12 protein-coding genes are annotated in these 13,474 nt (G+C 63.7%); 5 read left to right on the top strand and 7 right to left on the bottom strand.

Annotated features, from left to right (window positions below):
• Positions 1-36: 36 nt before the first annotated feature.
• From betC to AC2FNS_RS07845, 4 genes are all read right to left on the bottom strand, one after another.
• Positions 37-1,545 (bottom strand): choline-sulfatase, encoded by a 1,509-nt coding sequence (gene betC, locus AC2FNS_RS07830; RefSeq protein WP_496712431.1) that lies wholly within the window; start codon positions 1,543-1,545, stop codon positions 37-39.
• Positions 1,542-2,114 (bottom strand): choline-binding transcriptional repressor BetI, encoded by a 573-nt coding sequence (betI, locus tag AC2FNS_RS07835; RefSeq protein ID WP_496678724.1) that lies wholly within the window; start codon positions 2,112-2,114, stop codon positions 1,542-1,544. Before betI ends, betC begins: the two co-directional genes overlap by 4 nt.
• A gap of 84 nt (positions 2,115-2,198) precedes the next feature.
• Entirely contained in the window at positions 2,199-3,107 is a 909-nt protein-coding gene (locus tag AC2FNS_RS07840) for a DMT family transporter (protein WP_496685883.1), read from the bottom strand.
• 40 nt (positions 3,108-3,147) lie between these two features.
• A complete protein-coding gene (locus AC2FNS_RS07845) occupies positions 3,148-3,747 on the bottom strand; it encodes a LysE/ArgO family amino acid transporter (protein WP_496712432.1) in 600 nt (199 codons plus the stop codon).
• An 85-nt stretch (positions 3,748-3,832) separates the two neighbouring features.
• On the opposite strand from AC2FNS_RS07845, the gene AC2FNS_RS07850 reads away from it, so the two are divergent.
• On the top strand, positions 3,833-4,711 hold the full coding sequence (locus AC2FNS_RS07850) for a LysR family transcriptional regulator ArgP (protein WP_496712433.1): 879 nt from the start codon (positions 3,833-3,835) through the stop codon (positions 4,709-4,711).
• A 48-nt stretch (positions 4,712-4,759) separates the two neighbouring features.
• Here the strand turns inward: AC2FNS_RS07850 and AC2FNS_RS07855 are convergent, their stop codons facing one another.
• On the bottom strand, positions 4,760-5,500 hold the full coding sequence (locus AC2FNS_RS07855) for a YebC/PmpR family DNA-binding transcriptional regulator (protein ID WP_496678717.1): 741 nt from the start codon (positions 5,498-5,500) through the stop codon (positions 4,760-4,762).
• A 110-nt stretch (positions 5,501-5,610) separates the two neighbouring features.
• On the opposite strand from AC2FNS_RS07855, the gene AC2FNS_RS07860 reads away from it, so the two are divergent.
• The 4 genes from AC2FNS_RS07860 to AC2FNS_RS07875 all read left to right on the top strand — a co-directional run bounded on the left by AC2FNS_RS07860 (position 5,611) and on the right by AC2FNS_RS07875 (position 10,761).
• A complete protein-coding gene (locus AC2FNS_RS07860) occupies positions 5,611-7,383 on the top strand; it encodes an SLC13 family permease (protein ID WP_496712434.1) in 1,773 nt (590 codons plus the stop codon).
• Between the two features lie 40 nt (positions 7,384-7,423).
• Positions 7,424-8,158 carry a glutamine amidotransferase gene (locus tag AC2FNS_RS07865; protein WP_496712435.1) on the top strand — a complete coding sequence of 245 codons (735 nt, stop codon included), beginning with the start codon at positions 7,424-7,426 and terminating at the stop codon, positions 8,156-8,158.
• 72 nt (positions 8,159-8,230) lie between these two features.
• Complete coding sequence (locus tag AC2FNS_RS07870) at positions 8,231-9,088, top strand: bile acid:sodium symporter family protein (protein ID WP_496712437.1); 858 nt, start codon at positions 8,231-8,233, stop codon at positions 9,086-9,088.
• Between the two features lie 11 nt (positions 9,089-9,099).
• Positions 9,100-10,761, top strand: coding sequence for an FAD-binding dehydrogenase (locus AC2FNS_RS07875; protein ID WP_496712438.1), 1,662 nt, complete (start codon positions 9,100-9,102; stop codon positions 10,759-10,761).
• Between the two features lie 13 nt (positions 10,762-10,774).
• Here AC2FNS_RS07875 and AC2FNS_RS07880 read toward each other — a convergent pair whose 3' ends face one another.
• Together AC2FNS_RS07880 and AC2FNS_RS07885 are read right to left on the bottom strand one after the other, a co-directional pair.
• Positions 10,775-11,512: a YbaY family lipoprotein gene (locus tag AC2FNS_RS07880; protein WP_496712440.1), complete on the bottom strand. Its 738-nt coding sequence runs from the start codon at positions 11,510-11,512 to the stop codon at positions 10,775-10,777.
• A 99-nt stretch (positions 11,513-11,611) separates the two neighbouring features.
• Positions 11,612-13,390 (bottom strand): SLC13 family permease, encoded by a 1,779-nt coding sequence (locus AC2FNS_RS07885; protein ID WP_496685868.1) that lies wholly within the window; start codon positions 13,388-13,390, stop codon positions 11,612-11,614.
• Positions 13,391-13,474: the final 84 nt, after the last annotated feature.

Here is a 13,474-nt window from a genome sequence, read left to right on the forward strand (position 1 = left end):
GCCACCAGTGGGTTTTTCTTCAAATCTTGAAAGAGGTCATTCGCCGCGCGGAAAGCGCTGGCTTTCCTCGAGGTTGTCCAGATTCATGTGGTTGCGCATGTAGCGTTCCGACGCTTTCTGCAGCGGCTGGTAGTCCCACGGGTAATAGCCGCCTTGCCGCAGCGCCTCGTAAACCACCCAGCGGCGCGCCTGGCTGGCGCGCACCTCGGCGTCGAACCGGTCCAGATCCCAGCGCGCCTCTGACTTGGCCCGCAAGGTTTGCAACGTGCCGGCGTGTTCGGGCTTGCCGGCCAGGTTTTCCAACTCGTGCGGGTCGGCCTCGAGGTCGAAGAGCTGTTCGGGGTCCAGCGCGCAGCGGTTGTATTTCCACTTACCATAGCGCATCGACACCAAGGGTGCATAGGAGGCCTCGGCGGCGTATTCCATCAGGACCGGCGCCGTCCGCTCGGCGCCATTGGCCAGCGGCACTAGGCTTTCACCATCGGTCCAGGGGGCGATCTCGGCCATGTCCACACCCGCCAGCGCGCCCAGCGTCGGGGTCACATCGACGGTCGAAACCGGGGTGTTGATGCGGCCGGCCGGCAGGCCCGGCGCCGAGATCATCAGCGGCACCCGGGCCGAGCCTTCGTAGAAGTTCATCTTGAACCACAGGCCTCGCTCGCCCAGCATGTCGCCGTGGTCGGAGACGAAGAGGATGATCGCCTCTTGCCGGGTGGTTTCCAGCACGTCGAGGATCTCGCCGATCTTGTCGTCCAGGTACGAGATATTGGCGAAATAGGCCCGGCGCGAGCGGCGGATGTCTTCTTCGGTGATGTCGAAACTGCGCCAGTCATTGGCGTCGAATATGCGCTTGGCGTGCGGGTCCTGGTTGTCGTAGCCCAGATCCGGGACCTGCGGCAGCAGGTGCTCGCAATCCTCGTACAGGTCCCAGTACTTTTGCCGCGCAACATAGGGGTCATGCGGATGCGTAAAGCTGACGGTCACGCACCACGGACGGTCATCCTTGCCACGGGCCAAATCATACAGCTTGGCCTTGGCGTGAAATGCGACCTCGTCGTCATACTCCATCTGGTTGGTGATCTCGGCCACGCCGGCCCCGGTGACCGAGCCCATGTTGTGGTACCACCAGTCGATGCGCTCGCCCGGTTTGCGGTAATCCGGGGTCCATCCGAAATCGGCCGGATAGATGTCGGTGGTCAGGCGGTCCTCGAACCCGTGCAGTTGGTCGGGGCCGACGAAATGCATCTTGCCCGACAGGCAGGTGTAATAGCCCGCGCGGCGCAGGTGATGGGCATAGGTGGGGATGTCGCTGCGGAACTCGGCCGCGTTGTCATAGACCCCCGTGCGCGAAGGCAACTGGCCGGACATGAAGCTGGCCCGCCCCGGCGCGCACAGCGGCGAGGCCGTGTAAGCGTTGGCAAACCGCGTTGATCGCGCGGCCAGTTTTTTGAGGTTGGGCGCGTGCAGCCAATCTGCGGGACCGTCGGGAAAGAGGGTTCCGTTGAGCTGATCCACCATCAGGATCAGAATGTTGGGCTGTGTCATTTTTCGGCCTCGAGCAAGGTCGTCAGGACGCGCATGGCGTGGGAAACGGCCAGTTGCGGTTCCTCGGGCGCGGAAAGAGCGGCGCGGATGTACAGACCGTCGATCAGGGCGATCATGTTCTCGGCCGCCTCGACCGGGTCCCTCATCAGCGGGCGCAAAGCATGGATCAGGTTCGACCGGATCCGTGCCTGATAGATCTGCCACAGGCGCAGCGCGTCATCGTTGGTTTGAGCCAGAACGTAAAAGGTCATCCACGCGGCGATCACGTCGGGGGTAAAGCAGGACGGCGCAAAACAGGCGCGGATGATGGCCTGGGCGCGTTGGTCCGGCGGGGCGGATTTCAGCTCCGACCGGGCCTCGGCTCCGAAATCGCCCAGGATGCGGCGCATGGCGGCCAGGAATATCTGGTCTTTTCCGCCGAAATAGTGATGCGCCAACGCACTGGACATGCCGGCCCGCTTGGCAATCTGGCTGACGGTCACATCCAGCGATTTCTTCGCGCCCAACTCGGCGATCGTCGCCCTGACGATCGCATCGCGCCGGATCGGCTCCATTCCAAGCTTCGGCATACGCGCCCCCAACATGACCCATGTCGGAAAAACGCTAAGACCTTTTTATTGACTCGTCAATCAATAACGGGAAGGCGACCTCCGTCAAAGCTTGGGCGCAAGGCTGGGCGGCGTCAAGCCGCTGCGGTTCAGCACGGCCTCGCGCCAAGTGATGAAACTGACCGCCCCCAGGATCAAGGTGCCGCCCGCGACCACCCAGATATCCACACCTTCGTGAAAGACCAGCGCGCCCAGCAGGGTGGCCCAGATCAACTGCAGGAAGGTGACCGGCTGAGTTACGGCGACGGGTGCGGCCTGCAGGGCCAGTGTCATGAAGTAATGCCCGGCCGTGGCAAAGCTGGCGATCAGGAACAGCACGCCGATGTCACGAAGGCTGGGCGGTGTCCAGACTGCGATCGCAAAAGGGATCAGGAAGATCGTCGTCCAGATCGACAGATGTGCCACCACGACCGAGGGCCGCACATCCCGCACCATCGCCTTGGCCAGCAGGTATGACCCCCCTAGCATCAGCGAGGTGCCCAGCATGGCCAGGTGGCCTGCGGAAATCTCGCGAAATCCCGGCCGCAGGATGATCGCGGCCCCGATGATGGCCACCAGCACGGCGGCGATGCGGCGAAAGGCCATGGTTTCGCCCAGAAAAAGCGCGGCACCCAGCGTCACATAGACCGGGGTAAGATAGTTCATGGCCGTCACCTCGGCCAGCGGGATGCGGGTCATGGCAAAGAACCACAGCATCACGCCCACCGCATGGATGGCGCCCCGGACCGAAAACAGCGTCAGGTTGCGGCGGTTCAGTCGGGTCGTCAGGATGGCCCGCGCGGCCGGCAGCAGGAACACGAGACCCAACGCATAGCGCAGGAAGGCGGCCTGGATCGGGTCCATCGTGGTGCCCAGCGACTTGACCAGGGCGGTCATCCCGACAAAGGACAGGCCGGCAGTGAACATCCAGAACATGCCGGCCAGGGGCCGGGATTGGGCGGCGAGAGCTGTCATGGATTTGGTTGAACACCGAAAGCCGCTGGGGAACAAGCCCTTACATCGCCACCAGTTTCCACGCGATGGCCAGCATCACCAACCCAATCAGCAGGTCCAGGACCTGCCACGCCCGCGGGCGGGCGAAAATTGGCGAAAGCACCCGCGCCCCGTATCCCAACGAAAAGAAAAACACGAAGCTGGCCGACATCGCCCCCACCGCGAACCCCAGCCGGTCGGGATATTGTGCCGAGATCGACCCGATCAGCACCACCGTATCCAGATAGACATGCGGGTTCAGCCAGGTGAAGGCCAAAACCGTCAGCAGTGCCGCCCGCAGGCTGGTGCGCTGTACCTCGGCCAGTTCCAGTGCCGCTCCGCCACGCCAGGCCGAGGCCAGGCTGCGCAGCCCGTACCACGTCAGAAACAGCGCACCGCCATAACGCATCATGGGCTCGAACCAGGGTGCGGCCTGCGCAAGGCTGCCAAAGCCCGCAACACCGGCGGCGATCAGGATCGCATCCGAGATGGCACAGGTCAGGCACAGGGCAAAGACGTGTTCGCGCCGCAGCCCCTGGCGCAGCACGAACGCGTTCTGCGCACCGATGGCGAGGATCAGGCTGAAGCCCAGCGCAAAGCCCGAAAACATGGATGCCGTCATGGAACCTCCTGTGTCGCAGGTGTTGACTACAGCCCGAGTGGCCTTTTATCAAATTAAAGATGCTAACTATAAATTAGAACTTCTAATGGAAATCGACCGGAATCACCTGGCGGCGCTTGCGGCCATCCTGCGGCGGGGCAGCTTCGAGGCCGCGGCCGATGAACTGGGGGTCACCCCTTCGGCGATCTCGCAACGGATCAAGGCGCTGGAAGATCGGATCGGGCTGTCCCTGATCCGACGCGGAACTCCTTGCACGGGCACCGAGGCCGGGCAAAGACTGGCCAGACATGCCGAGGATATCGGTCTGCTCGAAGCGCAACTGCGGCGTGAGTTGGCCCTGGATGCAGGGCACGGCCCGGCCCGGGTCCGCATCGCCGTCCCGGCCGACAGCTTGTCGGCCTTTTTCATCGAGGCCATGGCGGCGGTGGACGGAATGCTGTTTGATTTGGAGATCGACGACCAGGATCACTCGGCCGAATGGCTGCGGCGCGGCGAGGTCAGCGCGGCTATCACGGTGGGCGGCCAGACGGTTCCCGGCTGCGCGGCAACGCCGTTGGGAGCGCTCAGGTACCTGCCCACGGCCAGCCCGGCCTTCATCGCGCGCTGGTTCGCAGACGGTGTGACGCCGCACAGCCTCTCTCGCGCGCCTTGCCTGACCTTCAACCACAAGGACATGCTGCAAAAGGCATGGATCGAGACCCGGACCGGCAAGCGCCTGTCGCCACCGACCCATTTTCTGCCTTCGTCGAGCGGCTTCGTCACGGCGGCTGCCGCCGGTCTGGGTTGGGGAATGAACCCGGAACCTCTGGTACGGTCCGCCATTGCCGACGGCCGCCTGTGCGAGATCGAGCCGGACGCCCCGCTGGACGTGCCGCTGACCTGGCAGGTCGGGCGTATTCTGGCACCGGCGCTGACCCCGCTGACCCGCGCCGTGCAACAGGTCGCAAAGCAGGTTCTGAACTGAAAAACCCGGCCCAAGGGCCGGGTTTTCTGGCAACGTGATGCGGTGGCGTCAGAGCTGCGCCATCACCTCGTCAGAGGCTTCGAAATTGGTGGTGACGCGCTGCACGTCATCATCGTCTTCCAGCGCCTCGACCAGCTTCATCAGGCGCTGCATGTCCTCCAGCCCCAGCTCGGTCGTGGTGGTCGGCTTCCAGACCAACTTCGTCGATTCCGATTCACCCAACGTCGCTTCAAGTGCATTGGCGACTTCGTTCAGGTCGGTGTCGGCGCACCAGATGATGTGGCCGTCTTCCGAGCTTTCGACATCTTCGGCGCCGGCCTCGATGGCGGCCTCGAAAATGGTGTCGGCATCGCCCGCGGACGCCGGATAAACCACCTCGCCTTTGCGCTCGAACATGAAGCCGACCGAGCCGGTCTCGCCCAGGTTGCCGCCGTTCTTGGCGAAGGTCGAGCGCACGTTCGATGCGGTTCGGTTTTTGTTGTCGGTCATGGTTTCGACGATGACCGCGACACCGTTGGGGCCGTAGCCTTCATAGCGGATTTCCTCATAGGCCTCGGCATCGCCACCGGTGGCCTTCTTGATCGCGCGTTCGATGTTGTCCTTGGGCATCGACTGCGATTTCGCTTCTTTCACGGCCAGACGCAGACGCGGGTTCTTTTCCGGATCGGGATCGCCCATCTTGGCGGCCACGGTTATCTCTTTCGACAGCTTGGAAAACAGCTTGGACCGCGCGGCGTCCTGGCGCCCCTTGCGGTGCTGGATGTTGGCCCATTTGGAATGGCCTGCCATGTTGCGTCCTCGTAATCGTGATTGGGTATTCGGCGCACATATAGACGTTTGCGGGGCAAAGGATCAAGACACCCACTTGCCCGTCGGTCCGGCGCCGCTATGGTGGCCGAATGACAACGGATCAGATCATTCTCTTTGCACTGTTCATTACCGTATTCGGTCTGCTGTTGTGGGGCCGGTTCCGCTATGACCTCGTGGCCTTCGCCGCCTTGATGGTCGGCGTGATCCTGGGCGTTGTACCGGTTGAAGGCGCCTTTGCCGGCTTCGGCCATCCGGCCACGATCATCGTGGCGCTGGTGCTTGTGGTCTCGGCCGGGCTGGTGCGGTCGGGGGCGGTGTTCCTGATCACCCGCACGCTGGTCGATGCCTCGCGGAGCCTGGGTGCGCATATCGCTCTGATGGGCGGGATCGGAGCCGTTCTGTCCGCCTTCATGAACAACGTGGCGGCGCTTGCGCTGTTGATGCCTGTCGATATTCAGACCGCGCGCAAGGCCGGGCGCCCCGTTGGTCTGTCGCTGATGCCGCTGAGCTTTGCCACCATTCTGGGCGGCATGGCCACATTGATCGGCACACCGCCCAACATCATCATCGCGTCAATCCGGCAGGAGACCCTGGGCGAGCCGTTCCAGATGTTTGATTTCGCCCCTGTTGGCGGGCTGGCGGCCATCGCAGGTCTGGCCTTCGTCGCCCTGATCGGCTGGCGGCTGATCCCAAACCGCGGCGAACAGACCGAGAGTTCGGAGACGCTGGCGGAGTACATCGCTGAACTGACGGTCCCGGCCGGGTCGCCTCATATCGGCAAGCGCGTCGCCGAGTTGGACGAGATGGCCGAGAAATCCGACGTCGCCATCATCGGCCTGATCCGGGACGGCAAACGCCGCTATGGCCGCGCGGCAAACGCGATCCTTCAGGAAGGCGACGCGCTGGTGCTGGAAGCCAGTCCCGAGGCGCTGGATGAATTCCGCGCCGCGCTGAACCTGGATTTCTCGGATGCCCGCCGGCAAGAGCTGCTAACGGCTGCCGGCGACGGGTTGGAAGTGATCGAAGTCGTCGTACCCGAAAGCGCCCGCATCGCGGGTCGTACCGCACAGGGGCTGGGGCTGGCCTGGCGGCAGAACACGATCCTGATGGGCATTTCCCGCCAGGGTCGGCGCATCACCGAACAGGTCCGCAAGACCGAGGTGCAGCCGGGCGACATTCTGCTGCTGCTGTGCCCGCGCGACCGAGGCGCGGACGTGACCGAGTGGCTGGGCTGCCTGCCTCTGGCCCAACGCGGCCTGAACGTGACCGCCAATGACAAGGCATGGCTGGCCATCGGCCTGTTCGCCGCTGCCGTTCTGGCCGCCAGCGTCGGGCTGATCTATCTGCCCATCGCGCTGGGGCTTGTGGTGATCGCCTATGTGCTGACCAAGATCATCCCGATCTCCGAGATCTACAATCAGATCGAGTGGCCGGTCGTGGTTCTGCTGGGCTCGATGATCCCGCTGGGCAGCGCGCTGGAAAGCTCGGGCGGGACGGAACTGATCGCGAATGCGCTGGTTCAACTGACCGACGGCCTGCCGGCTTGGGCTATTCTGACGGTTTTGATGGTCGTGACCATGACGCTGTCGGACGTGCTAAACAACACCGCAACCGCCATCGTGGCCGCGCCGGTGGGCATCCAGATGGCGCGCACGCTCGAGGTTTCGCCCGATCCCTTCCTGATGACGGTGGCGGTGGCCGCCTCGGCGGCATTCCTCACACCGATCGGACACAAGAACAACACTCTGGTCCTGGGGCCCGGCGGCTATCACTTTGGCGACTATTGGCGCATGGGCCTGCCCCTGGAAATTCTGATCGTGGCGGTTTCGGTCCCGGCGATCCTTGTGTTCTGGCCGCTGTGAGGGCTTGCGTGACCGCCGGACCGCGCGCTAAGGGCAGCGCATGAAATGCTTTCTGATCCTGCAGCTGCGCCCCGAAACCGATGCCTCGGACGCCGAATATGCTTCGATCCTGAACCGGTCCGGTCTGACTCCCGAGCGCACCCACCGCATCCGTCTGGATTGCGAGGCCTTGCCCGAGGCGCTGGACGTCACCGACTATGCTGGTGTGATCGTGGGTGGCGGACCGGGCTGCGTCAGCGACGACCCGGCCAGAAAATCGCAAATGGATGCCCGGATCGAGGGCGCGATTATGGGGCTGATGCCGCAGATCACGGCGCGCGATCATCCGTTCATGGGCTGTTGCTATGGCCTGGGCATTCTGGCCGCGCATCTGGGCGCACCGGTCAGCAAGGACCGTTATGGCGAGCCGGTCGGCCCGTCGCGCTGCCACTTGACCGAGGATGGCGCCCGCGACCCGCTGACCGCCGGTCTAGAGTCCGACTTTGATGCCTTCGTCGGCCACAAAGAGGCGGTGCAGGCCCTGCCCGAGGGCTGCGTGCATCTGGTTGCGTCGGATCCCTGCCCGTTCCAGATGATCCGCTGGGGCCAGAATGTCTATGCCACACAGTTCCACCCCGAAGCCGACGCCAAAGACTTTGAACAGCGCATCCACATCTACAAGGACCACGGCTATTTCCGCCCCGAGGACGCCCAACTGCTGATCGACCGCTGCCATGCCGCCGAGGTCACGCAGCCCGGCGAAATCCTGCGCCGTTTCGCCCAGCGCTACGGGTGACCCAACGGCGCGGTTGCCTGACCGGGGACCGCACGCTTAGGTTGGTCCGAAACGACTTTGGGAGGGGTTGTTTTGGATCTTCTTATCAACGTAGGCCTGCCGGTTTCGCTGGCCATCATCATGCTGTCTTTGGGCATCGGACTTGAGGCAACAGATTTCCGGCGCGTGATCAACCGGCGCTATCCGTTTGCGATCGGCGCGGTCTGCCAGGTCGTTCTGCTGCCGGTCGCGGCCTTCGTCACGGTCAAGATGTTAGCGCTGCCGCCGGCAATTGCGGTCGGGTTCATGCTGCTCAGCTTTTGCCCGGGTGGTGTCACCAGCAACATCCTGTCGAAACTGGCGAAGGCCGATGTGGCGCTGTCGGTCAGCCTGACGGCGGTGATCAGCCTGTTGTCGATCGTCACGGTGCCGGTTCTGGCGGCCTGGTCGATCGACAACTTCATGGGCGAGGACGCACCCGAAGTGTCGATCAGCGGTCTGGCGCTGGCGATGTTCCTGATCACTACACTGCCCGTCGCCATCGGCGTTGGCCTGCGCCATTTTGCAACCGGTTTTGCCAACCGGATCGACGGCCCCCTTTCGAAACTGGCAACCATCCTGTTCGTGCTGATCGTGATCGCTGCGCTGGCTGGAAACTGGCAGTTGTTCGTCGACAATCTGGGCATCATGGGCGCCGGGCTGATCTCGCTGAACCTCGCGCTGCTGCTGATCGGATTGGGGCTGGCGCGGGCGGCGAAACTGTCGTGGAATGAGGCCAAGACCATCTCGATCGAAACCGGCATCCAGAACTCGACCCTGGGCATCACGCTGGCGGCTCTGATCACCGGAACCGAAAGCGGCTTCAGCCCGCTGGCCCTGCCCTCGGCCGTCTATGGGATCACCATGTACGCCGTCGCGATCCCGTTCATCGCCTGGTACCGCCACCGCTGAAAGGACAGAGCATGACCGAAAACACTGCTGATGCGATCGTCGTGGGCGGCGGGTTGGCCGGGCTGGCCGCGGCGGCCGAGCTGGGTGACCGCGGCAAAAAGGTGATCGTGCTGGACCAGGAACCCGAGCATTTCTTGGGCGGTCAGGCTTTCTGGAGCCTGGGCGGTCTGTTCATGGTCGACACCCCCGAGCAGCGCCGCATGGGAATCCGCGACAGCCGCGACCTAGCCCTGCGCGACTGGATGGGCAGCGCCCAGTTCGACCGGGACCAGGACGCCTGGCCCCGCAAATGGGCCGAGGCTTATGTCGAATTCGCCGCCGGCGAAATGCGCCCTTGGCTGCACCAGATGGGCCTGCGCTGGTTTCCCGTGGTCGGCTGGGCGGAACGCGGCGGCTCCTATGCCGATGGTCACGGCAACTCGGTCCCACGGTTCCACATCACCTGGGGCACCGGCCCGGGCGTGCTGGAGCATTTCATTCGCCGGGTCCGCGACCATGTCAGTGCCGGCCTGGTCCAGTTGAAGTTCCGTCATCAGGTCAGCCACATCATCATGCAGAACGGCGAGGCCAAGGGCGTCTCGGGCGAGGTTCTGGCCGACGATACGGCGCAGCGCGGCGCCAGGACCAATCGCGACGAGATTGGCGAGTTTGAAGTCTACGCCCCGTCGGTCATCGTCACCTCCGGCGGGATCGGCGGCAATTTCGAGATGGTGCGCCAGAATTGGCCCCGCGACCGTCTGGGCGAACCGCCCCAGGACATGGTGGCGGGTGTGCCTTTCCACGTAGACGGTCGAATGATCGCCATCAGCGAAAAGGCCGGCGGGCACGTCATCAACGGCGACCGCATGTGGCATTACACCGAAGGCGTGCGCAATTGGGACCCGATCTGGCCCGAGCATGGCATCCGCATCTTGCCCGGTCCCAGTTCCATGTGGTTCGATGCGCGCGGCAACCGGTTGCAGCCCCCCTGCCTGCCCGGCTTCGACACGCTGGGCACCCTGCGCGAAATTCTGAAGACCGGCTATGAATACAGCTGGTTCGTCCTGACCCAGAAGGTCATCAAAAAGGAATTCGCCCTGTCCGGGTCTGAACAGAACCCCGATTTCACCTCGGGCAGTTGGAAGGAGGTCATCCGCCAGCGGGTCCTGTCCGGGTCGAAGGCCACCGCGCCGGTTGAAGCGTTCAAGGAAAAGGGCGAGGATTTCGTGGTCGCCAACACGCTGACCGAACTTGTGAACGGGATGAACCATCTGGGCGGTGGCCTGATCGACGAGGCACATCTGCGCGCCCAGATCGAAGCCCGCGATTCACAGGTGGACAATCCGTTCTCGAAAGATGCGCAGATGATGGCGATCCTGGCGGCGCGGAACTATCGCGGTGACAAGCTGATCCGCACCGCCAAACTGCACAAGTTCCTTGATCCGAAAAACGGCCCGCTGATCGCGGTCAAGCTGCATGTGCTGACCCGCAAGACGCTGGGCGGTTTGCAGACCAATCTGGACAGTCAGATGATCGGTGCGGACGGCCAGGTGGTGCCGGGCCTGTTCGCGGCCGGAGAGGTCGCAGGCTTCGGAGGCGGGGGCTATCACGGCTACAACGCGCTGGAGGGCACGTTCCTGGGCGGCTGCATCTTCTCGGGGCGCAACGCGGGACGGTCGCGGGCCGTCGCCTGACGGCCCTTGGGCACTATTGGTCGCGGCGGAACTGCAGAACCGGCTCGCCTGTCGCATCAAGCAGAACCAGCGTGTCCCCGCGCTGAACAAAGCTTGCGACCTTTGGCAGGGCGGCAAGGAATTCCCGCTCAACCTCGTCCAGCGGCGGCGGGCAGGCCATCAGCGTGGCGGCCATGTTGTCGGGGAAGGAAATCGACTCGCCCGATATCTCGGCCTGTCCGCTGAACCGGTTGCAGCCGCCCGTTCCCCCAAAGGCTCCGCCCTCGGCAAAGGTAATCTGCGGGCGTTTCTCGGTGTCCAGCGCAACGCCGTTCACCTCGGTTGCGATCCACTGCGTATTCTCAAGCATCGCCGCGCCCCGTTCCCGAACCTTGACCATGACCAGATCGACCGAGTTTCCGGCATCATTGGTCAGAACCGGGTAAGCGGTATCGGTGGTGAACAGCAGCTTGCCGTCCTGATGCACCGAGGCCCGCACCACATAGCGATGCTGGTCTTGAATCAACGCGTCGTCATAAGTCAGCTCGAACTGCACAGGCACGCCCGTCAACGCATAGCGTTGCGCGGCAAGAGTAACGGCGGGCGCATCGGCCCGCGACACATCCTGCAGCTCGACGAACAGGGTCGCCCCCGGCGGAACGGCGATCCGTTCGCGGTAGGTGGCGGTTCCCTCGACGGTCCCGGCCTGGGCAGCGCCCAGAACGACAGCCCACAACGCAGCGCCCGCCAGAAGGGTATGTGCGATTTTCATTCTTCGATCCCCTCGTCGCCGGTTTCCTGTCTAGAAGATCGTGGCGCCGCAGCCGTTTGCAAGCCTAGCTGTCCAGAAACGGCGAAATAACGCCAAAACTCAAAGCGGCCAGAGAAACGGGATGATCAACGAGGCCAGCAGCCCGACCGTCAGGTTCAGCGGAATCCCGACCTTCATGAAGTCCGTGAAACGGTACCCGCCGGGGCCATAGACCATCATGTTGGTCTGATACCCGATCGGTGTGGCGAACGAGGCCGACGCCGCGACCATCACCGCCACCACCAGCGGGCGCGGATCGACCCCCACCGCCTGCGCCAGACCGATGGCAATCGGCGTGACCACGACCGCCACGGCGTTGTTCGAGACCAGCTCGGTCAGAACCGAGGTCAGCAGGTAGACGGCCCAGACGATCAGGAAGGGCGGCAGTTTGGCAAAGGACGGGGCAATCGCATTCGCAATCAGCGAAACCGCGCCCGAACTGTCCAGCGCGGCCCCGATGGCCAGCATGGCGAATATCAGCGCCAGCAGACGGCCTTCGACAAACGAGAACGCTTCGTCCGCGTCGATACAGCCGGTCAGCAGAACCAATGCAACAGCGAGGATCGACAGCAACAGGATGGGCGCGACCCCAAACGCCGCCAGCAGCACGATCCCCAGCAATGCGGCGATCGCAATCGGCGCATGTCCACGCCGGAATGCACGCGCTGACGGCTGAGTGACATCAACCATGTCCATGTCGGCTGCCAGACGTTGAATATCGGCCGGCGCGCCTTCCAGCAGCAGCGTGTCACCCACCCGGACGATGAGGTCGTCCAGTTGACCGCTGATATTCTGGTTCCGTCGATGCACCGCTAGCACATAGACCCCGTAGCGGCGGCGCAGCCGGAGCGCGCCCAGCGTGCGCCCCACCATCCGGCAGCCCGGCGTGATCAGAACCTCGACGGTGCGCGTTTCGACCGCCGAGACCTGATCGACGCGCTTGAGCTCCTTGTTGCGCTGCAGGCTCAACAGTTCCGTCATCTGGGTGCGCAACACCACCCGGTCGCCGACCTGCAGGGTGACACCTTGAAGGTTGCGCCGCAGCGACTCGTCGCCGCGGATCACGTCGATCAGCCGCACGCCGGGGCGTTTGAACAACTGCACGCCGGTCACTTCGCGCCCGATCAGGTTGCTGTCGGGGGGGATGACCGCCTCGGTAAAGAATTTCATCTTGGACCGGTCGCTGAGAAGGCTGGCCATGCTGTCGCGGTCCGGCAGCAGCCGGGGCGCGATGAACCGCAGGTAGACCATACCGTAGATCACCAGGATGATGCCCAGGGGCGTGACCTCGAAGATCGTGAAGGGCTGCAGACCCTGCGCCCGCGCGACACCATCGACCAGCAGGTTGGTCGAGGTGCCGATCAGGGTCAGCGTGCCGCCCAGAATTGCCGCATAGCTGAGCGGGATCAGCAGCTTGGACGGGGCCACGTTCAGCGTGCGCGCAATCTGGACGAAGACCGGGATCATCACCACCACGACCGGAGTGTTCGACACCACGGCCGAGGCCAGCACCACGAATGTCATCAGCAATCCGATCGCGATGCGAGGGTTGACCTGGGCCTGTTTCTGCGCGGTCACTGTAAAAGCGTCCAAAGCCCCTGTGCGCACCAGCGCGCCCATGATGATGAACATGGCCGCAATAGTCCACGGCGCAGGGTTAGAAAGTACGGCCAGCGCATTCTGATACGGCAGGATCCCGGTGACCAGCATCACCGAAACGCCGCCGATGGCGACGACCTCGGCCGGGTAGACCTCGCGCAGGAACATGATGAACATGCCCGCGACGACCAGCAGCGCCAGAATCGCGCTGCCTGTTTCTGACAAAGTAAGGAGATTCATTCGTGGTCTTCTGTCCGAACCCTTAACCGGCCACCGTGCCTGAGCCACAGTTTCCAGCATTGCAGCGGACAGGGCAAGCCCGCC

This window comes from Ruegeria sp. BHSA191, assembly GCF_059613325.1.